Source organism: Streptomyces sp. NPDC018693 (assembly GCF_044391385.1).
Classification (GTDB): Bacteria; Actinomycetota; Actinomycetes; order Streptomycetales; family Streptomycetaceae; genus Streptomyces.
On the sequence record NZ_JBIRZZ010000005.1, the window covers coordinates 367,037 to 393,306 of the forward strand.

Sequence of the window (26,270 nt, forward strand, 5' to 3'; positions counted from 1 at the left end):
GGAGCCGCGATGCCCGAAGCACCACCGACGAAACGGCCCGCAGGGCCCCCCGAGGACCAGCCCGCGCTGCATGTCGAGGGGCTCGACGTGATGTACGGGCGCGCGGTGTCCGCCCTGCGCTCCGTTTCCCTGACCGTGCCGCACGGAGGTGTGGTGACCCTGCTCGGCGCCAACGGCGCCGGGAAGACCACCCTGCTGCGGGCGGTCTCCGGCACGCTGCGCCTGCACCGCGGCACCGTGAGCGCCGGCCGGGTCCGCTACGGCGACACCGTGCTCGACGGCCGGGACCCGGTACGGGCGGTCCGCGCCGGCGTCGTCCAGGTCCCCGAGGGCCGACGGGTCTTCGCCGGCCTCACCGTCGAGGAGAACCTGCGCAGCGGCGGACTCGGGCTCGGCCGGCGCGCCCCGGCCCAGGTCCGGGAGGCCCGCGACCGGGTGTTCACGCTCTTCCCCGTCCTCGCCGAGCGCAGCCGCCAGGCCGCCGGGCTGCTCTCCGGGGGCGAGCAGCAGATGCTCGCCATCGGCCGCGCCCTGATGGCCGCCCCGCGCCTGCTGCTCCTCGACGAGCCCTCCCTGGGCCTCGCCCCGCGCATGGTCGACCGCATCGCCGAGGTGATCCGCGAGATCAACACCCAGGGCACCGCCGTACTGCTGGTCGAGCAGAACGCCGGCATGGCACTCTCCCTCGCCGACCACGCCCACGTCCTGGAGGTCGGCGAGATCCGCCTGTCCGGCCCCGCCGACGAACTCGCCCGCACCGACGCCGTACGCCGCCTCTACCTGGGAGAGACGGCCGACAGCACCACCGAGAACAGAACCACCGACACGACCACCGGCGACCAGGGGGCCGCGTGAACCACCGCACCACCGCACCACCCCCGCCCCTCGACGTACGGGACGTCACCGTGCGCTTCGCGGGCCTGACCGCCCTCGACCAGGTGTCCTTCACCGTCACCCCGGGCTCGGTGCACGCGCTCATCGGCCCCAACGGGGCCGGCAAGTCCACCTGCTTCAACGTGCTGTCCGGCCTGTACCGCCCGGCGTCCGGCCAGGTGCTGCTCGGCGACACCGACCTCACCGGACTCGCACCCCACCGGATCGCCGCGCTCGGCGTGGCCCGCACCTTCCAGAACATCGTCACCACCGCCGGCACCGTCGCCGACAACCTCATGCTGGGCCGGCACGCCCTGTCCCGCGCCGGGTTCGCCGCGAGCGCCCTGCACCTGCCCCGGGCCGTCCGCGAGCAGCGCGAGCATCTCGCCCGGGCCCGTGAGATCGCCGAACTGACCGGGCTGGGCGGTCACTTCGACTCCCCGGTGGCGCTGTTGTCGTACGGCGACCGCAAGCGTGTAGAACTCGCCCGCGCCCTCTGCCTGGAGCCGCGCGTCCTGCTCCTCGACGAACCGGTGGCCGGCATGAACGGCGCCGAACGCGCGCGGACGGTCGAGGTCGTCCACGCCGTCCGCGCCGAACTCGGCCTGTCCGTCCTGCTCGTGGAGCACGACATGGGCCTGGTGATGCGTCTCGCCGACGAGGTCACCGTCCTGGACTTCGGCCGGCCCATCGCCCACGGCACCCCCGACGAGATCCGCCGCCACCCCGAGGTGCTCCGCGCCTACCTCGGCACCGGCGCCGAGGGAGAGGACGCCGCATGACCGGGTTCCTTGACAACGTCCTCAACGGCCTCGCCCTCGGCGCGGTCTACGCCCTCGTCGCCCTCGGCTTCGTCGTCATCTTCAAGGCGTCCGGCGTCATCAACTTCGCCCAGGGCTCCCTGCTGCTGCTCGGCGGCTACCTCGTCGCCGTCCTGCACGACGACCTCGGCTTCGCGGGCGCCCTCGCGGTCGGCGTCCTGGCGACCGCGGCCCTGTCGGGCGCCCTCGACCGGCTGCTGATGCGCCGCGGCGACCCCGACCCGGCGGCCGCCCATGTCGCGACGATCGTCACCATCGGCGTCGACATCGTGCTGGTCACCGAGCTGTCCCGGCGCATCGGCGGCGACCTGCTCTCCCTCGGCGACCCCTGGGGCGACTCGGTGACCCGGCTCGGCTCGGTCACCGTCGCCGACAGCCGCCTCGCCGCGATCGGTGTGTCCGCGGTGGTCATCGCCGGCGTCTTCGCCCTCTTCCGGTTCACCCCGTGGGGCCTGTCGCTGCGCGCCGCCGCCGAGGACGTGGAGGCGGCCGCGCTGATGGGCGTACGGCTGAACCGCGTGCGCACGCTCGCCTGGTGCCTGGCCGGCGCCCTCGCCGCCCTCGCCGCCGTGTTCCTCGCCGCGTTCCCGGCGCCCGGCCTGGAACGCACCACCGGGCAGATCGCCCTGAAGGCGTTCCCGGCGGCGATCCTCGGCGGCATGGGCTCCCCGGCCGGCGCCCTCGCGGGCAGCCTCGTCATCGGCCTGACCGAGGCGCTCGTCGCCGGATACCAGTCCGACCTGCACGTCCTGGGCGAGGGGTTCGGCGACGTCGCCCCCTACGCGGTGATGGTGGTCGTCCTGCTGATCCGGCCCACCGGACTGTTCGGCGCGAAGGGAGCGGCCCGTGTCTGACCGGATCACGATCCCGCGGTGGGCCCCGGCCCTGGCGGCCGTCCTGCTGCTGTGCGCCCTGCCCTTCTACCTCGACGCCTTCTGGCTGCGCATCGGACTGTTCTCGATGGCGGCGGCCATCGGCGCCGTCGGCCTCGGCCTGCTCAGCGGCACCGCCGGGCAACTCTCCCTCGGCCACGCCTTCTTCCTCGCCGTCGGTGCGTACGGCTACACCTGGTTCGCCGACGACGACCGGGGGCCGGGACTGCCCCCCGCCCTCGCCCTCGTCCTGGCCGTGCTGCTGGCCGGCGCCGCGGGCGGACTGTTCAGCCCGGTCGCCGGCCGGGTGCGCGGCATCTATCTCGGCGTCGCCACCCTCGCCCTGGTCTTCCTCGGGCACCATGTGCTGCTCACCGCGGACTCCGTCACCGGCGGCTTCAACGGCAGCTCCGTGCCGCCCTTCGAACTCGGCGGGCTCGCCTTCGACTCCGCGTCCGAACTCGTCGTCCTCGGCGTGCCGTTCGGCGCCGAGGAACGGCTCTGGTACCTCGGCCTCGCCCTGTTCGCGCTCACCTGGTTCACCGCGCGCGGCATGCTGCGCGGCCGCCCCGGCCGGGCCCTGACCGCGCTGCGCGACAGCGAGACCGCCGCGGCGGTGATGGGCGTCAACATCGCCCGCTACCGCTCGGCCGCCTTCGTCGTGTCGTCCATGTACGCCGGCCTCGCCGGGGTCTTCCTCGCCCTCGCCTTCCGCCGCGTGGTGCCCGACTACTTCGGCCTGGCCCTCTCGGTGGACTACCTCGCGATGATCGTCATCGGCGGACTCGGCTCCGTGGCCGGCGCCACCGCCGGAGCGGTCTTCGTCACCGCGCTGCCGCTGCTGATGACCCGGTACGCCGACCAGCTCCCGCTGGTGACCGCGCCCGGCGCCACCGACGGCGGCGTCGGCCCGACCGAGGCCGCCCGCTACCTCTACGGCGCCGCCATCGTCGTGGTCCTCCTCTACGCACCCGACGGCCTGCACGGGCTCACCCGCCGCCTGCGCGACCGCCTGCGCTCCCGACGCGCCCGCCCGGCGCCCGAGCCTTCCGACTCCCAGCCCGCCTCCGCCGTACGACCCAAGGAGCACACCCCGTGAACGTTCCGCACCGCACCTCCCGGATCGCCCTCGCCTCGGCCCTGGCGGCCCTGCTGATCGCGGCCACCGGCTGCAGCTCCAAGGCGGACGGCGGCAAGAGCAGCGACGACGGCGCCGACGGCGTCAAGACCGGACCGGGGGTCAGCGCCGACACCATCCGGCTCGGCGCCCTCACCGACCTGACCGGGCCCTACGCCACCCTGGGCAAGAGCATCGTGCAGGCCCAGCAGATGTGGGCCGACGAGACCAACGCCGCCGGCGGCATCTGCGACCGCAACGTCGAGATCGTCGTCAAGGACCACGGCTACGACGTGCAGAAGGCGGTCACCGCCTACGCCGACATCGCCCCCGACGTGGTCGCCCTGCCCCAGGTCATCGGCTCGCCGGTGGTCGCCGCCCTGCTCGACGACATCGGACGGGACCAGCTGCTGACCTTCCCGCAGGCGTGGGCCGCATCCCTGCTGGACAAGGGCTCCGTCCAGGTCATCGGCACCACCTACGACGTCGACATGATCGCCGCCGTCGACTTCCTCACCCGTACCAAGGGCCTGAAGAAGGGCGACACCATCGGCCACGTCTACTTCGAGGGCGACTACGGCAGCAACGCCCTCGAAGGCTCCACCTGGGCCGCCGGGAAGGCCGGGATCAAGGTCGTCGGCCAGAAGATCAAGGCGACCGACACCGATCTGTCCGCCCAGGTCTCCGCGCTGCGCAAGGAGGGCGTGAAGGCGGTCCTGATCAGCGCCGGGCCCGCCCAGACCGCGTCCCTGGTCGGCGTCGCCGCCTCCCGGGGCCTGCAGGTCCCCGTGGTCAGCAGCGCCCCCGGCTTCGCCCCGCAGCTGATGAAGACACCCGCCGCGCCCGCCCTGACGGCCATGCTCAACGTGGTCAGCGCCGCGCCCGCCGTCAGCTCGGACCTGCCCGGCGTGCAGAAGATGGTGGCGGCCTACGAGGCCAAGTACCCGGGCTCCCCGGTCGACTCGGGCGTGCTGTCCGGGTACAACGCCGCCCAACTGATGGGCGCGGACCTGAAGAAGGCGTGCGAGGCGGGCAGCCTGGCCCGCGAGGACGTGGTCAAGGCGCACCGTTCGCAGAAGAACGCCGACACCGGCCTCGGCACCCCGCAGGACTTCTCCGACGCCGCCCGGCCCGCGAGTCTGAAGAGCTACGTCCTCAAGCCCGACGCCCAGGCCGCCGGCGGCCTGGTGAACGTCGAGGACGCCCAGCAGGCACCCGGAGTGGAGGAGTACCTGGCCGGCCGGTCCTGACGGCGACGGTGATTCAGCACCGCGCGCGCTGAATGCGTTCGCCATCTCGCGTTGGACCTCGGGGCACGGCGGCGCCAGGCTGGAGACGGCCCGGTGCCGCCGCGCCGCGCGTGCGGCACACGGGGGTTGACCGTTCCCGCGCAACAGCTCCGAGAGGTCACGAACCCATGCACACCCGCCGCATCGGTGACGTCCAGGTCAGTGCGATCGGCCTGGGCGCCATGCCCATGTCGATCGAAGGACGCCCGGACGAGGAACGCTCCCTCGCCACGCTCCACGCCGCCCTCGACGCCGGCGTGACCCTGATCGACACCGCGGACGCCTACCACCGCGACGCCGACGAGGTCGGCCACAACGAGACCCTCGTCGCCAAGGCCCTCGCCACCCATGAGCGCGGCCGGGACGTCCTGGTCGCCACCAAGGGCGGCCATCTGCGCCCCGGCGACGGCACGTGGACCCTCGACGGCAGCCCCGCCCACCTCAAGCGGGCCTGCGAGGCGTCCCTGCGCCGCCTCGGCGTCGAGGCCATCGGCCTGTACCAGTTCCACCGGCCCGACCCCCGGATCCCGTACGCCGAGTCCGTCGGCGCTCTCCGGGAACTGCTCGACGAGGGCAAGATCCGGATGGCGGGCATCTCCAACGCCGACCCGCAGCAGATCCGTCAGGCGTACGACATCCTGGACGGCCGCCTGGTCTCCGTGCAGAACCAGTTCTCCCCGGCCTTCCGCTCCAGCGTGCCCGAGCTGCGCCTGTGCGACGAGCTCGGCATCGCCTTCCTGCCGTGGAGCCCGCTCGGCGGCATCGCCCGCGCCGGTGAACTCGGCTCCGCACACGCCGCGTTCGCCCGGATCGCCAAGGCCCGCGCGGTGAGCCCGCAGCGGGTCTGCCTGGCCTGGATGCTCGCCCAGTCGCCGGTGGTGATCCCCATCCCGGGCGCCAGCCGCCCCGAGACCATCCTCGACTCCGCCGCAGCGGCCGAACTGGCCCTCGACGCCGTCGAAGTGGCGGAACTGGACGCCGCCTGAGCGTGCCTTCCCCCCCGGACCGGATTGGAGCGGTCCGACGCGGGACAGGAAGCGCTTGCACATGATCCGGCTCCCCTGGAGGACCACCCCTGATGGCGTCGTCGCACGAGCGACCACTCGACCACCGCTACCGGGACGAACACCCCGTCCGCACCCTCGCCTACCTCCTGCGCGCCGACCGCCGGCAACTGGCCGCCGCCGTCGTCGTGTTCACGGTCAAGCACAGCCCCATCTGGCTGCTGCCGCTGATCACCGCCTCCATCATCGACACCGTGGTCCAGCACCAGCCCATCTCCCGGCTGTGGGCCGCCACCGCCGTCATCATGGTGATCCTGCTGGTCAACTACCCCCTGCACCTGCTGTACGTCCGCCTCCTGTACGGCAGCGTCCGCCGCATGGGCACCACCCTGCGCTCCGCGCTGTGCACCCGGATGCAGCAGCTGTCCATCGGCTACCACTCCCGGGTCAGCGCCGGCGTCCTGCAGGCCAAGGTGGTCCGGGACGTCGAGACCGCCGAGCAGATGGTGCAGCAGACCGCCGAACAGGGCCTCGGCGCGGTCACCGTGCTGATCGGCGGGCTCGTCATCATCGGCGTACGCACCCCCGAGTTCCTGCCCGTCTTCCTCGTCGTGGTGCCCGCCGCCACCGTCCTGGTGGCCCGGCTGCGCTCCCGGCTGCGCACCCACAACGAGCGCTTCCGGCACGAGGTGGAGACCCTCTCCTCCCGGGTCACCGAGATGACCCGGCTCATCCCCGTCACCCGCGCCCACGGCCTGGAGGGCAAGGCGCTGCGCCGCATGGACGGCACCCTGCACCGCCTGCTCACCTCCGGCATGCGCCTGGACCTGGTCAACGGCCGCTTCGGCTCGCTGGCCTGGGTCGTCCTCAACGTGATCGGCATCGGCGTCCTCACCTCCGCCGCCCTCGTCTCGTACTACGGAGTCTGGGGCGTCACCCCCGGCGACGTCGTCATGCTCAGCGCCTTCCTCACCACCCTCACCAACTCCACCACCACACTGGCCGGACTGGCCCCCGTCATCTCCAAGGGCCTGGAGTCCGTACGCTCGGTCGGCGAGGTGCTCCAGGCGCCCGAACTGGAGGACAACGAGGGCAAGACCGAGGTCACCTCCCTGCGCGGCGAGGTCGCCTTCGAACGCGTCGGCCACGCCTACGAGGACCACGAGCGGCCCGCCGTACGGGACTTCACGCTCCGCGTCACCCCCGGCGAGACCATCGCCCTCGTGGGCGCCTCGGGCGCCGGCAAGTCCACCGTGCTCAACCTCGTCATCGGGTTCATCCGGCCCACCTCCGGCCGGCTGCTGCTCGACGGCGCCGACATGAGCACCCTCGACCTGCGCACCTACCGCCGGTTCGTGTCGGTCGTCCCGCAGGAGTCGATCCTCTTCGACGGCACGGTCCGGGACAACGTCGCCTACGGCATGGAGGACGAGGCCGACGAGGAGACGGTCCGCGCGGCCCTGCGCGACGCCAACGCGCTGGAGTTCGTCGACCGGCTGCCGCAGGGTCTCGACACCCTGCTCGGCGAGCGCGGCGCGCGCCTCTCCGGCGGCCAGCGCCAACGCCTCGCCATCGCCCGGGCGTTGATCCGCGACCCCAAGGTCCTCGTGCTCGACGAGGCCACCTCCGCCCTGGACACCCGCTCCGAGGCCCTCGTCCAGGAGGCCCTCGCCCGCCTCCTGCACGGCCGCACCACGTTCGTCGTCGCCCACCGCCTGTCCACGGTCCGCGGCGCCGACCGCATCGTCGTCATGGACAACGGCGGCATCCGCGAGGTCGGCACCCACGAGGAACTGCTCCGCAGGGGCGGCGCGTACACGGCGCTGCACCGGGGGCAGGCAGCCTGATCCCGGTGCAGGTCGGCAAGACGGCCGGCTCAGCGCAGCACGCTGTTCGCACCCCCGCCGCAGGGCGCCCGCTCGCCCGGTGCCGGGGCGGACAGCCACTCGGCTATCGTCCGGGCGATCGGCTGGCCCGTCTCGACCTCAACGAAGCCGAACTGGCCGGACTGGTTGCACTCCAGGAACCACCAGGTGCCGTCGGCGTCCTCCGCGAAGTCGAAGGCACCGTAGGCCAGCTCCGCCTTCCGGAGGTAGGTGAGGACGCCGTCGGCGACCCGCGGCGGGACCTCCGCCGGCAGCCAGGGCGTCGCCGCGGAGGCGAACCGCACGTCGACCTCGTCGGGGTCGGCGTCCGGGCCGGTCGCCTTGCGGGCGGCCAGCATCCGGTCACCCACGACGGTGAGCCGGACGTCCGCCCGCTTGAGGACCCGCCGCTGCAGCAGCGTCGGCCCGAACGCCACCGCCGCGAAATCGGTGTCCGGGGCCACTCTGCTGGTCGGCACCGCCCGCGGCGGCTCCTGCGGATGCGCCCCGGACACCGGCTTGACCACCAGGTCCGGGAACCGCTCGGCGAACTCCCGGGCCGCCTGCGGGAAGGTGGTGATCAGCGTGGCCGGCACGGGCAGCCCGCAGCGCTGCGCCAGCCGCAGCTGCCACGGCTTGTGCCGGGCCCGGCGGGCCGCGTCCGGATGGTTCATCCAGCGCGCGTCCGTGCCCCGCAGCATCCCGTACAGCGCCTGCGCCGACTCCTCGCTCAGCCAGGCCGACGGCTCGGCCACCCGTGAGGCGGGCACACCCGGCCGACGCACCCAGACGGACCGCAGCCCGTCCATGCCGACCAACCGGCCCGCGGCCCACAGGTGACCGCGGAAGGAACCGTGCACGTACTCCCCGGAGAGGGAGACCCCACCGGTGAGATCGGCGGGGTCGAGCCGGACCACGGGAACCCCGGACGCGTTCAGGTGGACCACCACCATGTCCGCCGTCACGTCCTGTTCACTGGTCAGGATCAGCACCGTCATTGTCGTCGGATCCGCGTTCAGTCGTCGAAGTGGGTCTTCGAGCCCGCGGTGGAGGTCGTGGTCCCCAACTCTCTGAGCAGCGCGTGGTCCGAGGCGGCGATCCGCCCGTCGAGGAGCACGTTCAACTGCAGTCCGGAGTCATAGGCGTACGGAGTGGAAACCTCCAACTCCGCCGCCGGGCGTGCGTAGTTGAGCGCGAACGGTTGCATCGTCTCTCCCTCTTCGGTGCTGCGCCGACCAAGCCGTGTTCTGCCGCGTCGTCGCTTCGCCCATCGATCTTCTGGGCTTCCTCTTACTTATACGAATCGAACGAGTGGTTGGTTTCCTTACACTGCGTGAGCGCGGCGCGTTCGACGCCCCGGACCTGAGACGGTCAAAGGGCGCAAGAAGGTTGACTCGTTGTCAGACGTATGGGGGATCGGGCAGATCGAACGGCGGTACGGCCCACGGCCGCGAGGAGCAAAGTGACGACGATCACGATGGTGGTCGTGTCCACGGGCCCTCCCCCGAGTCCGGGCGCCGCCGGACGCGGCCCCCCGTCTACGGATTACCCGTTTCTCAGCCCTGTGGCTCACCCGAGTGGCGCGACGCCGTACACCGACGTGGTGGACGGACTCGTCCGCACGCCGCCGTGGCCGACCGGCCACCGGAGGAGGTCACCCGGCTCATCACCCTGCTGGAAACGCTCGCCTGCCCACGCCCGGGCCGCCGGAGTCGACCGCTCTGTGGCGGACGTCACCCGGCTGACGGCCCTGCTGCACCCGCGCCGCCCTCGACCCCCACTGCGAACAGGAGGCCCGCGGACCGCGGCCACCCGCGGGCCCGTGGAGGAACTCGGCCGGGCAGGAGGGCGACGGTCGTACGACCGATCGCGACGGCGAGGCGCCGCGGGAAGGCGACGGGCGCCCGCGAGCGCGCACGCAGGCCGGTGCGGGGCGCGGCCGGGCCCGGACGCCGCGGGCCCGCATCCGGCCGTGCCGGGGGACCGGCGACCTGGCCCGCCCGGTTCGCCGCTGTGTGCCTCGTCGCCTGCGGCGCGGCCCATGCGCCACTGCACGCCGCCGGGCTACGGGCTGCTCCCCGGCGCGTGAGTGCTGTGCGGCCTGCCTGGCCCTGGCGCTGGTGCTGCGGCCCGCCGTCACCCGTCCTCGCCGCGACGGTGCGGGTCCCGGCCGCGCCGGCCGCCTGCGTGGTGTCGGCGGACCGGTTCGGCGCGGCGCAGCTCTCCCGGGCTCCGCAGGCGACGGCGGCGACACTCGGGCTCGCCGGCACGGCCGCCGTGCGCGCGGCGGCCGCCGCCCTGACGGGCCTGCCGCTCACCCTGCGACCCGCAGGCCGCAGCACACCGGACGAACCCACCGCCGAGGCCCTGGCCGAGACAGGCTGCCCCGACACCGGTGGCCCTCACCCGACGCGGTGGGGACCCGACTTCATGCGGAGTCCTCGTCCCTGTTCCGGTCCGTGTCCCCGTCGGGCCTGGCGGCCTTGCCGGAGCCCTTGAGGCGTTCCAGGGTGCGGGTGAGCTGCTGGAAGGGTGAGCCGGCGGGGCGCGCGGGCGGCAGCGGCTCGTCGGCGGCGGGTACCGGCGCGGCGGCGTTCTCCCGCAGCACGGCGAGCGCCTCATGAGCCCGCTCGGCGGCCTCCCGGTACAGGTCGCGGGACCTCGTCATCGACTCGAGGGCCTCCGCGTACATGGCGACCAGCTGCCTCTGCCGGGTGAGTTCCTCCTCCAGTGTGAGGACGTGCCACTGCTCCCGCAGCGCGGTGAGGACCTCCTCGGCACCGGTCGGCAGCGGTGCCGGCACGGCCGCGAACCGGGTCACCGCGTCGACGAGCTCCACCGGCTCAGAGCCGTCGAGGAACACGGTCCGTACGGAGAAGTCCTGGTCGTCGGCGCGTCCGTGCGGCCCGCCGGGCAGCAGCACGGCGCCGCCGCGCGGCACCTGAGCCCCGGACTCCCGCAGCGCCCAGTTCACGGCGCGCAGCTGGTGCGGCGCGGCCCGGTGCTCCACGACCCGGTCGCGCAGACCGGGCGGCAGAAAGCGGACGAGCGGCTCGCGGCCCCGCTCGTCCGTCGTCATGGCCTCGTGCACGACGAGGTGGACGCTCCAGTCGTCGCGCAGGGCGGCCCGCAGCACCCGCTTGAGGTCCTTGTCGTCCTCGGGCAGCGGATTGGTGGTGCCGAGCCTCAGCCCTGGCACGCACGCGTGGTCCCAGCCGGCCTCGGCGTCCTCCGACCGCGCCCGCTCGGGCCAGAAACGGGTGGCGGGCGACGGCCATCGCAGGTCCCAGGGGCCCTCGGCCTCCGCGACCAGCGTCCACTCCCGCCCCTGGCCCGGCCTGCGGCCCGCGGCGGCGTCCGCCAGCTCCAGCCGGGCGCGGACGGTCAGTTCCCCGGGCACCGTCCAGCGGGCCTCGAACACCCGCCGGTCAGCGGGGCGTTCCGCCTCGGGCAGCTCCATGAAGTCCTGGACGTCGCCGTCGTCCTTGAGCCGCCGCAGATGACGTGCCACCTCCTCCGTCGGCGCGGAACCGGTGTGGCGGCCCCGGGCCAGCCACACCGTGGAGGGGGTCGAGGAGCGGGTGGTGGGAGAGGTCGGCATGAGTCCATCTGGGGGACGGGGACGGCGAGCGCTTCCAGTATCGCCCGCCGCCCGGCGTACTCGATCACGTGGGGGTGCGCTCCGGCGTACGGCACCATCACGCGCCGCCGCGCATCTTCACGCACGGGGCGCGCGCCGCGCACCCGGGACGCGCACGGCGCGCACCAGCCGACGCCCGTTCACTCGTGTCCGGCTGGGCGCCAGGCGCCCAGAATCGACGGAGCGGACGGGACCCGCCCACCATCCGCGTCGGGGCGGGTCCTGCCCGCTTCCCGGGTGAACTCACGGACCGGGGCGTCTCCTCACACCCGTCCACCGTCCCCCGTACGCTCCCGGCGGCGCCGCTGGCCACCGACCCGGCCCTCCGGCGGTGCCGCCCCTGGAGCCGGCGCGCTGAAGCCGCCGGGCACGGCGCGCGCCTCGGGACCCGGTGCGGTATGCGGCGCGCCCGGCGGACGGCTGTCGTGCGCCGGCGCGCCGGACGGGCGGCCGTCCGCCGGGGCGTCGGGCGACTGACGGGCGCGTGGAGTGGCACGGGCGACCACCCGGGCGTGGCTCATCAGAGGGGCGCACGCCGAGCAGACCTCGGTGAGCGTCCACACCTGGCCCACCGCCGGGTCGTGTCGCAGTACCAGCACCACTGCGCCGGCGCAGCTCACCCGGGTGCCCTCGTGCGCGGAGCACTTGTGCAGCCGGCAGCCGCAGGCGGCGTCGGGGCGTACGGTCGCCGCCCGGGCATGGGCGGTCGCATGGGCTTCGGCGAAACGGCGCAGGGCCGCGATGTCCCGGGAACGGGCGGGCATACGACAGCCCGAGGAGCAGCTGACGGAAGCGCTGCGGTCGCGGTGTCCCGTCACCCGGATCGTCCACGACCGACCCGGGCGGCGAGTTGATGGAGCGTCAGGGTACGCGAGAGCCAAGGCCATGTGTCCTTTTGTCGTCGAGAGTGCGGCGCGCAGGTGCGCTGAGGGAGATCTACCCGGTGACGCCCGGTTTCAGAGCATGCGACGCGTTCTCGTCGTAGCGCGGGCGCGCTCGCCGCGTCCGTACCCGTACCGATCCGGGCGCACGTTCGCCCCGGGCGCCCTCTAGGCTCCCCCCATGAACGCTGGGGTGCCCGACGCACGGGTGATCGACGACCGCTTCGCACTCCTGGAGCGGCTGGGCGGCGGGGGCATGGGCTGGGTGTGGCGCGCCCGGGATCTGGCGCTGCACCGCGAGGTGGCCGTGAAGGAGGTCCGGCCGTCGGACCCGGGCCTCGCCGAGTACGACCCCGAGGCCGCCCGTGTCCTGCGCGAACGCGTGCTGCGGGAGGCCCGTGCGCTCGCCCGGGTCCACCACCCGAACGTGGTCGCGATCCATCACATCGTCGACGGCGGCGAGGGCACGTTCCCCTGGCTCGTCACGGAACTCGTCACCGGAGGCTCGCTCCAGGACCGGCTCGACCGGGGCACGATGACACCGCGCGAGGCGGCCCGGCTGGGCCGTGAGGTGCTGGCGGCGCTGCGCGCGGCGCACGCGGCGGGAATCGAGCACCGGGACGTGAAACCGGCCAACGTGCTGCTGCGCCCGGACGGCCGGCCCGTCCTCACCGACTTCGGCATCGCCGCCCTGCGGGAGCAGACCTCCCTCACCGCCACCGGGTCCGTCATCGGCTCCCCGGACTACATGGCACCGGAGCGCGTCAGCGGCAAGGAGAGCGGCCCGGCCGCCGACCTGTGGTCCCTGGCGATGCTGCTCTACGTCGCCGTCGAGGGCCACCACCCGCTGCGCCGCTCCTCCACGCTCGCGACCCTCGCCGCCGTGCTCAGCGAGGACGTACCCCCGCCCCGCCAAGCGGGGCCTCTGACCCCCCTCCTGACGGCCCTTCTGGTCAAGGATCCACAGGCCCGCCCCGACGCGGAGACCACCGACCACATGCTGGCCGAGGCCCACGCCGGGCACACGGCAGTGGCCGCACCCGGCAACGAAGGCGGGCCCGTGCCACCGGCGACCGGCCCCGTCCCGGCGGCTTCCGGACCGGTCCCGGCGGATTCTGCTCCGGTGTCACCAGTGGCGGGTGCCGTGTCGGCGGCCCCTGGTCCGCTGCCACCTGCGGTCGGCCCCGTCCCACCGGCCGCTGATTCCGCCCCGCCGGCCTCCGGCCCCGTCCGCCCGGCGGGTGACGCTCCGGTCCCGCCGACCTCGTACCACCTGTCGCCGCCCGCCCCGGCGCCGTGGCCGTCCGTGCCCCCGGTCACCGTCGGACCACTACCGCCGCCTCCGTCGGGCCGTCGCCCGACGCGTCGTTCGCGGGTGCCTGCCGTGGCGGCCGCCGTCGCCGGGGTGGCGCTGACGGGGGTCCTGGTGTGGACGCTGCTTCCTGGCGGCACAAGCGGGTCCGACGGTACGACCGGTTCGGGCGGGCCGGTGCTCAGCAGCGCGCCGTCCGCCTCGGGCGGGGCCACGCCGGCCGCCGACGGCAGTGCCGCCGCCGTCGATCTGCTGACCGCCGAGGGGCTGCGCGCCACCGTCGAGAAGCTGAAGGCCGCGATGGGCGGCTCGGAGGTCACCAGCCTGGTCGTCTACGGCGAGTACGCCCTCGCGGAGGCGCCGGTGAAGGGCAACCCCAAGCTCTACGACCGTTACCGCTACGACGGCGGTGAAGTGGCCGTCAAGGACGGTCCCGGCGGCACCGTCACGGGCGGCAAAGTCCCCGTCGACCTGGACACCTACGACTGGGACGCGGTGCCGGGACTCTTCGCCGAGGCCGAGCGCACCCTCAACGTCCCGTCCCCGAGCATCCGTTACCTGCTGATCGACCCGGCCTCCACCGTCTTCCACACCGACCCGACGATGAACGTCTACCTCTCCGACGACTACGGCGCCGCCTACCTGAAGGCCACCGTCGACGGCAAGGTGATCCGCGCCTACCCGAGGGAGGGCTGACCGCCGGCACCCTTCCGGTGTTCCGGCGTGCGTTATATATCGGGAGCCGATATATTCGGCGTCATGGTAGCCAAACCCATGACCCAGCCCGCGTTCTTCGTGCTGACGGCCCTCGCCGACCAGCCCCGGCACGGTTACGGCATCCTGCGGGAGGTCGAGGAACTCTCCGGCGGCGAGGTGCGGTTGAGAGTCGGCACGCTCTACGGCGTACTCGACCGGCTCACCGCGGACGGCCTGATCGCCCTGGACCGCGAGGAGGTCCAGCAGGGCCGGCTCCGGCGCTACTACCGGCTCACCGACGAGGGCGTCGCGGCCCTCGCCGCGGAGGCCGAGCGCATGGCGGCCGGCGCCACCGCCGCCAAACGGCGCATCGCGGAAGGCCGCCGCGCCCCCGGCACGCCACCCGTCGTTCCCCCCGCCGCCGGGCCCGGACTCGCCGGAGGACTCGCATGACGACGCTGCTCGAAGCCCGCTACCGCACCGTCCTGCGCCTGCTGCCCGCCTACTACCGGCGTGAGCGCGAGGAGGAGATGGTCGAGATCTACCTCTGGGACGTCGACCGCGACACCCAGGACGAGAGCCGGCCCACCCTCGGAGAGGTGGCGAGCGTCGCCGCGCTCGCCCTGCGCACCCGCCTCGGTGCCCCCGGCGCGCCCGGCCGCTACGCCCTGCTCGGCTCGACCGTGCGCCAGTTCGCGCTCTACGCCGTGCTGCTCCAGGCGGCCGCCGCGGTCGTCGAGGGCGTCCTGGAGGTGACCTGGGCGGCCACGCACGGTCGCGCGGAATGGGACCTGTTCCGGGCGGGCTTCGACGGCCCCGGCCCGCTGGGCGCGGCCGTCGGGGTCGCCGCGTGGTTCCTGCCGCTGCTGTGGACGGCCGGGTACTTCGCCCTGCTGCACGACCGCCGCCGCCTCGCCCGTGTCGCGGTGCTCGCGGCCGCCCTGCCCTCCCTCTGGCCCCTCGTGGGCCCGTTGGTCAGCGACGCGTTCCCGCCGGAGCCGGCGTACGCCACCGCCGCCGCGCTGTTCGCCTGGCTGCCGGTGCTGGCGCTGTGCGCCGCCCACCACCGTGACGCGCCCCCGGCCGCCCTGCCGGCGGGCACGCCCGGACAGGTCTACATGGCCTGTTGCGTGGTCATGGGCGGATCCCTCGTCCTGACGCCCACCGCCGCCGACGCGGTGTGGGCGCCGACCACCTGCTTCCTCGTCGGCGCCCTGGCCTGGCTGCTGTGGCGCGCCCGCCGCACGGGCCGCGGCGCCGTCGGCGGCACCCTCGCCCTGGCCGTGCTCGGCCTGCTGGTCCTGGTCGTGCGGGTGGCCGCCATCGTCCCGTGGCTCGACGTGGAGATCCCCGCGGCCTTCCTGGTCGGCTCCCTCACCCAGGCCACAGCGCTGCTGCTGCTCACGGCGGCCCTGGCGGTGACGGCGGGACGCGACCTGACGACCCGCTGACCGCGACCGCCCGGCGCGGCGCGCGAGGGCCCGGAGGCGCTGCCTCCGGGCCCTCGGTGTTCGGGTCAGGTCACGCCCCGCTGGCGCGGAGCATGTCCTCACGCTCGACGATCTTCACGCGCTCACGGCCCTGGGGCTCGCCCAGCGCCTTCTCGGCGGCGTCCAGCTTGTACCAGCCCTCCCAGGTGGTGAAGCGGATCTCACGCTCCGCGAGGAACGACTCCACCGCCTCCGGCTCGGGCGAGGCGGGCGTGAGCAGCCGGCCGTTCGCGTGGTCGTCCAGCAGGTTGGCCACCGTCTCGTTGGCGTCGCCCTTGGTGTGGCCGATCAGACCGACCGGGCCGCGCCGGATCCAGCCGGTGACGTACGTCGACGGCAGGTGCTCGCCCGACTCCTGCATGACCCGGCCGCCCTGGTCCGGCACGGTGCCCGACTCGATGTCCCAGGGCAGCTTGGGCAGCTTGTCCGACAGGTAGCCGACCGCGCGGTAGACCGCCGAGACATCCCAGTCGGTGAACTGGCCGGTGCCCTTCACGTTCCCGGTGCCGTCCAGCTCCGTGCGCTCGGTGCGCAGGCCGACGACCTTGCCGTCCTCACCGAGGATCTCCACCGGAGACTCGAAGAAGTGCAGGTAGAGCTTGTGCGGGCGGTCGCCGATGTCGCGGATCGCCCAGTTCTCCAGGGTCTTGGCGACCATGTCGGTCTGCTTGTTGCCCCGGCGCTCGGCGATCGAGCCCTCGTCGTAGTCGATGTCCTCGGGGTTGACGATGACCTCGATGGTGGGGGAGTGGTCCAGCTCCCGCAGCTCCATCGGGCTGAACTTGGCCTGGGCCGGGCCGCGGCGGCCGAAGACGTGGATCTCCACGGCCTTGTTCGCCTTCAGGCCCTCGTAGACGTTCGGCGGTATCTCGGTCGGCAGCAGCTCGTCGGCCGTCTTCGCGAGGATCCGGGAGATGTCGAGCGCCACATTGCCCACGCCCAGGACGGCGACCTTCTCGGCCTGGAGCGGCCAGGTGCGCGGCACGTCCGGGTGGCCGTCGTACCAGGACGCGAAGTCGGCGGCGCCGTAGGAGCCGTCGAGCTCGACGCCGGGGATCCGCAGCTCGCGGTCGGCCATGGCGCCGGTCGAGAAGACCACCGCGTCGTAGAACGCGCGCAGGTCGTCCAGGTGGATGTCGGTGCCGTAGTCCACGTTGCCGAAGAGTCGGACCTGCGGCTTGTCCAGCACCTGGTGCAGGGCGGTGATGATGCCCTTGATGCGGGGGTGGTCCGGGGCCACGCCGTAGCGGATCAGTCCGAACGGCGCCGGCATGCGCTCGAAGAGGTCGATGGACACACCGGGGTCGGCGGCCACCTCGGACTTCAGCAGCGCGTCGGCGGCGTAGATCCCGGCGGGGCCGGCTCCGACGATGGCTACCCGCAGGGGGCGGGGCATGATCAGGTTCCCTTCGAGCGGCGAAAGATCGACTCGAGGGGAAGCCTAAGCTGAGGCAAGCCTAAGTCGGTACGCGGGTCCGGTCTATGAGCTCATAAGGCTCTTTTATGACTTCTCCAAGACTTCATGATAGCGGCTGCTCGGCCCAGATGATCTTCCCGTCGGCGGTGTACCGGGTGCCCCACCGCTCGGCGAGCTGCGCCACCAGGAACAGCCCGCGGCCGCCCTCGTCCGTCATCGCCGCGTACCGCAGATGCGGCGAGGTGCTGCTGCCGTCGAACACCTCGCAGATCAGCGTGCGGTCGCGCAGGAGTCGCACCCGCACCGGAGCGCCGCCGTAGCGGATCGCGTTGGTCACCAGCTCGCTCAGGATCAGCTCCGTGGTGAAGGTCAGCTCGTCCAGCCCCCAGCGGGCCAGCTGCCGGGTGACCGCGGCCCGCACCTCGCCGACCGCCGCCGGGTCCATTCGTACGTCCCACTCCGCCACGTCGTCCGCGCCGAGCGCCCGGGTGCGGGCGACCAGCAGGGCGATGTCGTCGCTCGGACGGGACGGCAGCAGCGACTCCAGGACCACCTGACAGGTCCCCTCCGGCGAGCCGTCGGTCCGCTCCAGCGCGGTCCGCAGCAGCTCCAGACCCACGTCGATGTCCCGCTCCCGGTCCTCGACCAGCCCGTCGGTGTACAGCACCAGCCGGCTGCCCTCCGCCAGCTCCAGCTCGGCCGCCTCGAACGGCATCCCGCCCAGCCCCAGCGGCAGCCCCACCGGCACCTCCGGATACTCCACCCGGCCGTCCGGGTGGACCAGCGCGGGCGGCGGATGGCCGGCCCGGGCCACCGTACAGCGCCGGGCCACCGGGTCGTACACCGCGTACAGACAGGTCGCGCCCGAGACCGGTCCGCCGCTGCCGTCGCCCGACTCGTCCTGGTCGATGCGCGCCACCAGCTCGTCCAGCAGCCCGAGCAGCTCCTCCGGCGCCGGATCCAGGGCGGAGAAGTTGTGCACCGCGGTGCGCAGCCGGCCCATCGTGGCCGCCGCGTGCAGCCCGTGCCCCACGACATCGCCGACCACCAGCGCCACCCGGGCCCCCGACAGCGGCAGTACGTCGAACCAGTCGCCGCCGACACCCGCCTGCGCGGGCAGATAGCGGTAGGCGATGTCGAGGGCGCTCTGCTCGGGCAGCGTGCGCGGCAGCAGACTGCGCTGCAGGGTCACGGCCAGCCCGTGCTCCCGGGTGAAGCGGCGCGCGTTGTCGATGGACACCGCCGCCCGCGCCACCAGCTCCTCCGCCAGCGCCACCTCCTCGGCGTCGAACGGCTCGGGCCGCTCCGACCGCCAGAAGCTGACCACGCCCAGGACCAGGCTGCCCGCCCGCACCGGCACCGTGATCAGCGAGTGGATGCCGAACTCCATCACCTGCTCGGTGCGCTCCAGGTCCTGCACCCGCCAGCCCGGCGACTGTGCCAGCCGGGCCTCCAGCACCGGCCGGCTCTCGGCGAGGCTGCGGGCCTGCGGGGAGGAGCCGACGAACCGTATCTGCTCACCCACCGCGTACAGCGGCGCGCCCTTGCGCAGCGCGCTCAGCGCCGTCCGCCGCAGCGCGCTGTCCGGCTCCGGCTCCTCGCCGGCCAGGACCGCGTCGTACAGGTCCACCGTGGCGAAGTCCGCGAAGCGGGGCACCGCCAGCTCCGTCAGCTCCTCGGCGGTACGGGTCACGTCCAGGCTGGTGCCGATGCCCACCCCGGCCGCGTACAGCAGGTCCAGGCGCTCCCGGGCCGCCTCCGCCCGGCCCGACAGGGCGCGCAGCTCCGTGGAGTCCCGCAGGGTCGCCACACTGCCGGGCGGTCCGCCCGCGAGATCGGTGGGCCGCTGGTTGATCGCCAGCAGCCGGTCGCCCACCAGGTGCACCTCGTCGGTGGCCACCCGGCCCGAGTCGAGCAGCTCCGCCGTGCCCGGATCCAGGCCCAGGTCCAGCACATGCCGCCGCTCGGCGTCCTCGGGCAGGTCGAGCAGGCGGCGCGCCTCGTCGTTGGCGAGCAGCAGCCGGCCGTCACCGCCGACGATGATCACGCCCTCCCGCACGGTGTGCAGCACCGCGTCGTGGTGCTCGTACATCCGGGTCATCTCGTGCGGACCCAGCCCGTGCGTCTGCCGCAGCAGCCGGCGACTGACCAGCGCGGTGCCCGCCGTGGCCAGGGCGAGCGCGACCGTCGCGGCGGAGATCAGCAGCGGCAGCTGCTGGTCGACGGTGCCGCCCACGTGCTCGGTGGTGATCCCGGACGACACCAGCCCGACGACCCGCTCGTCGGCGTCCTTCACCGGCACCACGGCCTGCACCAGCCGTCCGATGGTGCCGTCGATCTCCTCCACCACGACACCCCCGGCCTGCGCCGGCGCGATGTTGCCGACGAACTGCTTGCCGATGCGGTCCGGTTTCGGATGGGTGTAGCGGGTGCCGTCGGGGTCCGTCACGACGATGAAGTCGACACCCGTTGCCTCCCGGGCGGCCTCGGCGCGCGGCTGGAGCACGGCCGTCGGATCGGGGGAGCGCAACGCCTCAATGATTCCGGGGGAGTTCGCGAAGCTCTCGGCGACCGCGAGGGAACGGTTGCGGGCCTCCCGCGTGGTGTCGTGCCGCACCTGCAGCACCAGCGCCACCACCGCCGCCACGACCAGCAGCACCACGATGACGACCTGGAACACGAACACCTGTCCGGCCAGGCTGCGCCCGCGCAGCGCCGCACGCGGCCCCTTCCGACCGGTCGGGTCACCGGGGGACGTGCGCCGCCGGGTCACCCGGGGCTCGGGAGCGGTTCGGGCACGCTCGGGGGAGCGCCGTGCGCGCGGTCCGTGGGGGCGACGGGCCGACCGGGTGTCCGATCGCCCCGGAAGTCGGGCCATGAGCCCATGTCTACACTGCCCGGCCGTGCGAAGCGAGAGGCATCACGCAGGGTCACCGCGCTCCCTCCCCGCTTTCCGGCGACCCGCTGCCGCGCCGGGTCGCGAGCAACAGGGCGATGTCGTCGGGCCGGTCGGTCGCCTGACGGGCCGTCGCGGTCAGCCGGTCGGCGACCTCCGCCAGCGGACGCACCGCCAGATCCCCGGCCCCGGCGAGGGCCAGCCGCAGCGCGCTGATCCCGTCGTCGATGTCACTCCCGGGCCGCTCCACCAGCCCGTCCGTGTACAGCGCCAGGATCGCGCCGGGCTCCAGACGCAGCTCCGCCACCGGATAGTCGGCGCGCGGATCGACGCCCAGCACGACCCCGCCCGGCAGGTCCACGACCCGGGTCCGCCCGTCGGGGTCGCGCAGCAGCGGCGGCGGATGCCCGGCGCGCACCACCCGGGCCAGACCGGTGGCCGGGTCCAGCCGTACGTAGCAGCAACTGGCGAACTGGCCCGGGTCCAGGTCGATGAGCAGCAGGTTGGTGCCGCGCATGACCTCCTCCGGCGGCCGGTCACCGAGCGCGAACGCCCGTACGGCGCTGCGCAGCTGCCCCATCGTGGCCGCCGCCTGCACCCCGTGCCCCTGGACGTCCCCGATGACCAGCGCCAGCCCGTCCCCGGACTCCACCACGTCGTACCAGTCGCCGCCCACGTCCATGCCCTCGGTGCCCGGCAGATAGCGCCCGGCGGTCTCCACCCGCGGATGCGTGGACAACCGCCGGGGCAGCAGCGCCCGTTGCAGCTCCCGGGCGAGGGCCGCCTCGGTGTCGTAGCGCTGCGCCTTCTCCATGGCGTGCGCGATCAGCCCGGCGAGCGCGGTGAGGACCGTGCGCTCCTCGGAGCTGAAGCTGCGCTCGCGTTCGAAGCCGAGGATGCAGGAGCCGACCGGACGGCCGGAGGCGATCAGCGGCAGAAAGGCCCGGGCGCCGATCGTCGCGTCCAGCGGGATGCCCGGGTAGGCGTCGGCGAGCTGCCGCATCGAGTCGAAGAACAGCGGACGGCCGGTGGTGAGGGTCTCCACCCCCGGCAGCCGCTCGTCGAGGCTCACTCCCTCGAACGGCGCCAGGAAGCCCTCCGGGAAACCGTGCTCCCAGGCGAGGTACAGATGGCGCTCCTGGAGCAGGTAGATCGCCAGCCGGCGCCCGCCGAACGCGGGCAGCAGCTCCTGCATGACCACCGCCGACACCTGGCGCGCCGTCACCGCCTCCGTCAGCGCGATCGCCAGCACGATGGGCCGCTGCACCGGGGACGCGTCGGACGGCGCGGGTTCGGCCGCCACCGCCTCCTCGGGCACCCGGCTCGCCGGTACGACCGTACAGGTCAGGATGTCCGGCCCCGGGTGCACGGACACGCTCAGCCAGTCGCCCTCGTACGTCCCCGTCGCGGACCGCCGGAGGTGGAAGTGCACCGGCGCCGGCGCCAGCAGGGCGGCCCGCAGATGGTCCTCGGAGGCGGGCTGGTTCCACCACGGCACGGCGTCCCACAGCGGCCGCCCGAGCAACTCGGAGCGGGGCAGCCCGAGGAGTTCGGCGGCACGGGGGTTGGCGTAGACGACCACCCCCAGCCGGTCGAGGCAGAACACCCCCTCCGGCAGCAGGTCGGCCGCCGCGTCCCCGAGGGCCGCCGGGCTGGGGTCGAGGAGGATGCCGGTGACGGCGGGCGCGGGGTCGGCGGGCGGGGGCGGACAGAGGTCCAGCAGGCGCGGGGCCCCGTCCGCCGTGCGCACCCGCACCGGCAGGGGCGGCGGGTGACCGCGGGCGGTCTCCCGCAGGAGTACGGCCATCTGGCGGGCGTCCGTGGTGGAGATCGCGCGCGCCAGCGTGGCGAGGGGGGCCGGGAAGGTGCCCGGGGGCAGGCCGAGAAGGGCGTGGGCGGCGGGGTCGGCGGACACGCTGTCGGCCGCCGGGTCCCAGCTGAAGCGGCCGACGCGGGCCGGGACCGGACCGGCGGCCGGCGGGCGGACGCACAGCGGCTCGTCGTCCCACACGACGGGCGACCCGTCGGCCTCCAGCGCCGCCAGCGCCGCGCCCAGCTCCCCGGCCAGCCGGGTCAGACGCTCCCGTTCCGCGACCAGCTGTGTGCCGTCGTCCGCGGCCGGACGCAGCACGGTCAGCACACCGTAGGCCCGCCCGTCGGCCACCACGGGCACCCCGATCGTCCCGAACTGGAACGGCAGACCGGCCGCGAACTGCGGATACCTGCGCATCGCGTCCGTGGCGTTGGCGAGCACCACCGGCACGCCCAGCCGGTGCGCGTCGCCCACCGGGAACGGCCGGTCCACATGCACCTGCCACCAGTGCCGGAACAGCGGCCCCGGCAGCCCGCTGAGCACGGCCAGCCGCAGCAGCCCGGGCGTGCTCGAACACAGGTAGACACCCCCGGCCAGACCGCCCGCGGTACGCATCGCGTCCGTCGCGGTCCCCGTGAGCAGCGCGGCCAGCCGCCCGGGCGGCTGCCGCTCGACCTCGGCGCTCCCAGTCATCCGCCCCACCTCGTCCGTGCGCCGCCGGGTGGGCGACACAGCAAGAATGCGCCACCCGGCACCCGGTGTGCATCCGCGGGACGGCCGGGCGGCGTCAGGAGGTCACGCGCAGGGTCCGCTTCGCCAGCTCGTACGCCGGGAGCATGTCCTTGTGCTCCTCGTCGTCCAGTCCCCCCAGGTGAAGGACGACCGGGCCGTCGGGCGCCACGACGGCGAGGGCACGCTCGGTCTTCGTCTCGTCGAGGGCCTCCACCGTCTGCCGGTACTCCACCTCCACGCCGGACAGATCACCTGTCCGGAAGGTGCGGAACCGTGTCTCGCCGACGCCGTCGCCCTCGGCCTTCAGGAACGCCTCCAGCACCTGCCGCGCGTCGGCGTTCCCCGGCTCACCGGTCCACACCCGCAGGAAACCGAGGTGCCCCGCCGGCTTGGCGTCCAGCTCGCAGACCATGGTGACGTAGCCCTGCCGCAGCAACGCGGCGAGCTCGGCGTCCGCCGTGGCCGCGCTGTCGACGGCATCCGGCTTCCACCGCTCGGCGACGTCGAAGCTGACGGGAAGCTCACAGGCCGACCCGGCACCACCGACGGTCCCACCACGCGCGACACCGCCCTTGCCGGCGCTCTCGCTCTTGTCGGCGGTCGGCGAGGTCTGCGTGGCCGGCGCCGACGTCCCGGCACCACCACTCCCACACCCCGCCACCAGCCCCACCACCAGGACCGCTCCCCCCAGCCCCCGCCGCATGTTCCCCACCCCGAAGCGCACCGCACTGTCTCCTCTCCATACCGGCGGCGAACTGTAACCGAGCCACCGGCCACCCGGCTCATCGGGGTGACATGGACGCGATCTCAGGTCAGGGTGCTCTCCTCGACGTTCTCCATACGGGCGTGGAGCACCTGCTCGTCGACCTCGAGGTTGTTGATCAGTTTCAGGGCGGCGGCGATGCCGTTGCCGACCAGTTCGTCGCCGGGGGTCGCGCCAGGTGCCGTGGGCGCCGATCTCGGGGGCGGCCTGGAGGACGAAGGCGAGGGCGTGGGCCTTGGCCCGGGGCAGGTCCTTCGCCTCGACGAGCAGTTCCTCACCGGCCTGCGACCGGCAGCCGGGGCCGATGAGGACGGAGCCCTTCGGCGGTGGGCCGGTCAGCAGGCCGTCGCGTTCCAGCACCTCACGTGTCAGCGTGCGGTAGTGGTCCACGAACGCTCGCAGCCCGTCCGTGTCCAGGGCCCATGCCCGCACGCGCGTGCGCCGCGCCGCCCGTGCCCCGCTGTCGTCGGCGCCCGTGACGGAGAGCGTCCCGGTGCCTTCCGCGCGGGGCGCCGGTACGTCGGGAGTGCCGAGGGTGACGTCGAGGAGCTGCTCCACCAGCCACGTGTGCGGCTGCCGCTCCAGCGCCTCGCGCACCCGCCCCCGCGGCTGCCCGGCCAGGTCCTGCCGTGCCTGTTCGATGATCGGGGCGATGCCGCTGGTCCCGGTCATGCGGCGACCGTAGGGGCGGCGGGGAGGCGGGGGAGCGCGGTCCGGGGGTGATTCAGGCGTGGGGGTGAGTTCCCGGAGCGGGGGTGCTCGGGGCGCCGGGTGTCATGTCAGTCCGTCCGGTGGTGGCGCGCTGGTGGCCAGCGGGCTGTCCCGCGGCACGAAGAAGACCGCGTGGAGGGTCAGCAGGTCGTCGCCCCGGTTCTCCGCCCGGTGCACGCCCTGCGGGCCCACCGGCTCCACGATGCACTCCCCGGTCGGCGTCACACATTCCGAGCCGTCGGCCAGGGTGCGGGTGAGCGTGCCCGCCGTCACCACGGCGACGACCCGTCCGTCGTGGTAGTGCCAGGGCAGGGAACCGCCCGGCGGGATGTCGTAGCGCGCGACGACGACCCGGGTGCGCTCGGGGACGGAGAGGGCGAGCCGTTCGGCGAGGAGGCCGTCGGCCAGCAGGGCGGGGGCGGGACCGGCCGTCGCCGGGGTGTCCGAGTACCTCGGCCCGGTCACGAGGCGGCCCCTCGGACTAACGCGGCCGGCGCCGCCTTCCTGTCGTTCCTGTCGGCAATGCGATGATCCACGCCGGTGAGATTATCCCACCTACCGCTACGCGCGTTGACCGCTGAGTAACATCGCGGTAAGCGCTTCCCGCGATGTCGGTCACAGCGGAGCGCCGCCGGGGCAACCCCGCCGACGCCTTTGACGTCTGCCGGAGTGCCCGTGATCGATGCCGCCCCGCGCGTGGCCGAGAATCGATCTTCACGACATGGTCTGCGGTGAGGAGGAGAGAGAGGTCTTTGCGTCCAGAGATGCGGCAGCCGGACGGGAGCGGAAGGGGGAGCGGGCGGACGCGGGCCGCGTTCTCCCGCGCCGCCCGAAGGACCCGGCGCACCCTGTGCGGCGAGTGGCAGGGCATCGTCGTCGGGCCCGTGCGCGAACTGCGGCGGCGCGGTCCCTCCGCACTGCTGCTGGCGGTCGTCGCCTGCGTGGGCGTGACCTTCTTCCACGCCATCGCCCAGCACCCGACCGGTGAGACGGCGGTCCGGCTCCTCGGGGGAGTCCGCGGCGACCTGCCCCTGTGGCTGGCCCTGCTGCGCACCCCCGTCTCCCTCTACGTCCCCGCGCTCGACCTGCCGGTGTGGGCCGGTCTCACCCAGCTCTTCCTCGCCTTCGCACTGGCCGAAGTCGTCCTGGGTCGGCGCCGGACCCTCGTGATCGCCTACGCCACCACGCTCGCCGGCACCCTCACGGCGCGCGTGATGATCGCCGTCGGGCCGGGCTGGTGGGGCTTCGGCCTGCCCCCGGAGGCCGGGCAGGTGCTCGACACCGGCCCGTCGGCGGCCGTGGTCGGCCTGTTCACCTACATCTCGGTCATCCGGCGCGCCCCCGTCGTGTTCGTCCTCACCGGCGGGTCGATGATCATCGAAGCGATCGTCAAGCCCAATCTGGCCGGGCGGGAACACCTGGTCGCCGTGGCCGCGGCGATCGTCCTCGGCCTCCTGCACGGGCGTGCGCAGGCATGGCGGGCACGGGCGCGGCAGTGGCTGCGCGGCACACGGCCCGCGCCCCGACCGGCGACCGCCCCCCGGTCCGCGCCCGCGCCCATGGACCGGCTGACGGCCCCGCCCGCCGCCGTGAGCTGCACGAAGGCGTCCGAGCCGGCCCGGGATACCCTGAACAGGTGATCGAGAACCTTCCTCCCTGTCCGAAGTGCTCCTGCGAGTACACCTACGAGATGAACGCCCTGGTGGTGTGCCCGGAGTGCGGCCACGAATGGGTGCCGGCCGAGGCCGGGGCCGAGAGTGCCGCCGGTCCCGGGGAGCGCGTCGTCAAGGACTCCGTGGGCAATGTCCTGCAGGACGGCGACTCCGTGGTCGTCGTCAAGGCGCTCAAGGTCAAGGGCAGCCCCTCGGGCATCAAGGCCGGCACCAAGGTGCGCAACATCCGCCTCGTCGACGGTGTCGACGGCCATGACATCGACTGCCGTGTCGAGGGCTTCGGCGCGATGCAGCTCAAGTCCAGCGTGGTGAAGAAGGGCTGAGCCAAGGCCCCGCCCGGACGGGGTGGCCGCGCACCCGTCCGCCGCGGAGTTGCCGAGTTTCGCAACCAGTAAGGTGCTGACA

21 protein-coding genes are annotated in these 26,270 nt (G+C 73.8%); 12 read left to right on the forward strand and 9 right to left on the reverse strand.

Going from position 1 to position 26,270, the window contains the following annotated elements:
• The first annotated feature begins 9 nt into the window (after nucleotides 1-9).
• From ACH5AC_RS16705 to ACH5AC_RS16735, 7 genes are all read left to right on the forward strand, one after another.
• Complete coding sequence (locus ACH5AC_RS16705) at nucleotides 10-855, forward strand: ABC transporter ATP-binding protein (protein WP_398862551.1); 846 nt, start codon at nucleotides 10-12, stop codon at nucleotides 853-855.
• Nucleotides 852-1,655 (forward strand): ABC transporter ATP-binding protein, encoded by an 804-nt coding sequence (locus tag ACH5AC_RS16710; RefSeq protein WP_398862552.1) that lies wholly within the window; start codon nucleotides 852-854, stop codon nucleotides 1,653-1,655. The genes ACH5AC_RS16705 and ACH5AC_RS16710 overlap by 4 nt, the downstream gene beginning before the upstream one ends.
• The gene (locus tag ACH5AC_RS16715) at nucleotides 1,652-2,548 is read left to right on the forward strand and encodes a branched-chain amino acid ABC transporter permease (protein ID WP_398862553.1); all 897 of its coding nucleotides are present in this window, start codon (nucleotides 1,652-1,654) and stop codon (nucleotides 2,546-2,548) included. Before ACH5AC_RS16710 ends, ACH5AC_RS16715 begins: the two co-directional genes overlap by 4 nt.
• On the forward strand, nucleotides 2,541-3,665 hold the full coding sequence (locus ACH5AC_RS16720; protein ID WP_398862554.1) for a branched-chain amino acid ABC transporter permease: 1,125 nt from the start codon (nucleotides 2,541-2,543) through the stop codon (nucleotides 3,663-3,665). The genes ACH5AC_RS16715 and ACH5AC_RS16720 overlap by 8 nt, the downstream gene beginning before the upstream one ends.
• Nucleotides 3,662-4,933 (forward strand): ABC transporter substrate-binding protein, encoded by a 1,272-nt coding sequence (locus ACH5AC_RS16725; RefSeq protein ID WP_398862556.1) that lies wholly within the window; start codon nucleotides 3,662-3,664, stop codon nucleotides 4,931-4,933. Before ACH5AC_RS16720 ends, ACH5AC_RS16725 begins: the two co-directional genes overlap by 4 nt.
• 167 nt (nucleotides 4,934-5,100) lie before the next feature.
• The gene (locus tag ACH5AC_RS16730) at nucleotides 5,101-5,958 is read left to right on the forward strand and encodes an aldo/keto reductase (RefSeq protein WP_398862557.1); all 858 of its coding nucleotides are present in this window, start codon (nucleotides 5,101-5,103) and stop codon (nucleotides 5,956-5,958) included.
• Between the two features lie 92 nt (nucleotides 5,959-6,050).
• The gene (locus ACH5AC_RS16735; RefSeq protein ID WP_398862558.1) at nucleotides 6,051-7,823 is read left to right on the forward strand and encodes an ABC transporter ATP-binding protein; all 1,773 of its coding nucleotides are present in this window, start codon (nucleotides 6,051-6,053) and stop codon (nucleotides 7,821-7,823) included.
• Between the two features lie 29 nt (nucleotides 7,824-7,852).
• Here the strand turns inward: ACH5AC_RS16735 and tgmB are convergent, their stop codons facing one another.
• From tgmB to ACH5AC_RS16755, 4 genes are all read right to left on the reverse strand, one after another.
• Nucleotides 7,853-8,839 (reverse strand): ATP-grasp ribosomal peptide maturase, encoded by a 987-nt coding sequence (gene tgmB, locus ACH5AC_RS16740; RefSeq protein WP_398862559.1) that lies wholly within the window; start codon nucleotides 8,837-8,839, stop codon nucleotides 7,853-7,855.
• A gap of 17 nt (nucleotides 8,840-8,856) precedes the next feature.
• Nucleotides 8,857-9,048: a putative ATP-grasp-modified RiPP gene (gene tgmA, locus ACH5AC_RS16745; RefSeq protein WP_398862560.1), complete on the reverse strand. Its 192-nt coding sequence runs from the start codon at nucleotides 9,046-9,048 to the stop codon at nucleotides 8,857-8,859.
• A gap of 1,221 nt (nucleotides 9,049-10,269) precedes the next feature.
• A complete protein-coding gene (locus tag ACH5AC_RS16750) occupies nucleotides 10,270-11,442 on the reverse strand; it encodes a hypothetical protein (protein ID WP_398862561.1) in 1,173 nt (390 codons plus the stop codon).
• A gap of 302 nt (nucleotides 11,443-11,744) precedes the next feature.
• Nucleotides 11,745-12,245, reverse strand: a complete 501-nt coding sequence (locus tag ACH5AC_RS16755) for a hypothetical protein (RefSeq protein ID WP_398862562.1) — start codon at nucleotides 12,243-12,245, stop codon at nucleotides 11,745-11,747.
• 298 nt (nucleotides 12,246-12,543) lie between these two features.
• On the opposite strand from ACH5AC_RS16755, the gene ACH5AC_RS16760 reads away from it, so the two are divergent.
• The 3 genes from ACH5AC_RS16760 (at nucleotide 12,544) to ACH5AC_RS16770 (ending at nucleotide 15,821) form a co-directional block, all read left to right on the forward strand.
• Nucleotides 12,544-14,370, forward strand: coding sequence for a protein kinase (locus ACH5AC_RS16760; RefSeq protein WP_398862563.1), 1,827 nt, complete (start codon nucleotides 12,544-12,546; stop codon nucleotides 14,368-14,370).
• 78 nt (nucleotides 14,371-14,448) lie between these two features.
• Nucleotides 14,449-14,823, forward strand: a complete 375-nt coding sequence (locus ACH5AC_RS16765) for a PadR family transcriptional regulator (protein WP_398862697.1) — start codon at nucleotides 14,449-14,451, stop codon at nucleotides 14,821-14,823.
• The gene (locus ACH5AC_RS16770; RefSeq protein ID WP_398862564.1) at nucleotides 14,820-15,821 is read left to right on the forward strand and encodes a hypothetical protein; all 1,002 of its coding nucleotides are present in this window, start codon (nucleotides 14,820-14,822) and stop codon (nucleotides 15,819-15,821) included. The genes ACH5AC_RS16765 and ACH5AC_RS16770 overlap by 4 nt, the downstream gene beginning before the upstream one ends.
• Before the next feature lie 70 nt (nucleotides 15,822-15,891).
• Here ACH5AC_RS16770 and ACH5AC_RS16775 read toward each other — a convergent pair whose 3' ends face one another.
• The 5 genes from ACH5AC_RS16775 to ACH5AC_RS16795 form a co-directional block, all read right to left on the reverse strand.
• A complete protein-coding gene (locus ACH5AC_RS16775) occupies nucleotides 15,892-17,256 on the reverse strand; it encodes an FAD-dependent oxidoreductase (RefSeq protein WP_398862565.1) in 1,365 nt (454 codons plus the stop codon).
• Between the two features lie 124 nt (nucleotides 17,257-17,380).
• Complete coding sequence (locus ACH5AC_RS16780) at nucleotides 17,381-20,155, reverse strand: SpoIIE family protein phosphatase (RefSeq protein WP_398862566.1); 2,775 nt, start codon at nucleotides 20,153-20,155, stop codon at nucleotides 17,381-17,383.
• A 52-nt stretch (nucleotides 20,156-20,207) separates the two neighbouring features.
• A complete protein-coding gene (locus ACH5AC_RS16785) occupies nucleotides 20,208-22,679 on the reverse strand; it encodes a SpoIIE family protein phosphatase (RefSeq protein WP_398862567.1) in 2,472 nt (823 codons plus the stop codon).
• Nucleotides 22,680-22,773: 94 nt separating this feature from the next.
• On the reverse strand, nucleotides 22,774-23,442 hold the full coding sequence (locus ACH5AC_RS16790) for a lipoprotein (RefSeq protein ID WP_398862698.1): 669 nt from the start codon (nucleotides 23,440-23,442) through the stop codon (nucleotides 22,774-22,776).
• An 813-nt stretch (nucleotides 23,443-24,255) separates the two neighbouring features.
• Nucleotides 24,256-24,657, reverse strand: a complete 402-nt coding sequence (locus ACH5AC_RS16795) for a cupin domain-containing protein (RefSeq protein ID WP_398862568.1) — start codon at nucleotides 24,655-24,657, stop codon at nucleotides 24,256-24,258.
• A gap of 299 nt (nucleotides 24,658-24,956) precedes the next feature.
• On the opposite strand from ACH5AC_RS16795, the gene ACH5AC_RS16800 reads away from it, so the two are divergent.
• Together ACH5AC_RS16800 and ACH5AC_RS16805 are read left to right on the forward strand one after the other, a co-directional pair.
• On the forward strand, nucleotides 24,957-25,832 hold the full coding sequence (locus tag ACH5AC_RS16800) for a hypothetical protein (RefSeq protein ID WP_398862569.1): 876 nt from the start codon (nucleotides 24,957-24,959) through the stop codon (nucleotides 25,830-25,832).
• The gene (locus ACH5AC_RS16805) at nucleotides 25,829-26,188 is read left to right on the forward strand and encodes a zinc ribbon domain-containing protein YjdM (protein WP_398862570.1); all 360 of its coding nucleotides are present in this window, start codon (nucleotides 25,829-25,831) and stop codon (nucleotides 26,186-26,188) included. The genes ACH5AC_RS16800 and ACH5AC_RS16805 overlap by 4 nt, the downstream gene beginning before the upstream one ends.
• Nucleotides 26,189-26,270: the final 82 nt, after the last annotated feature.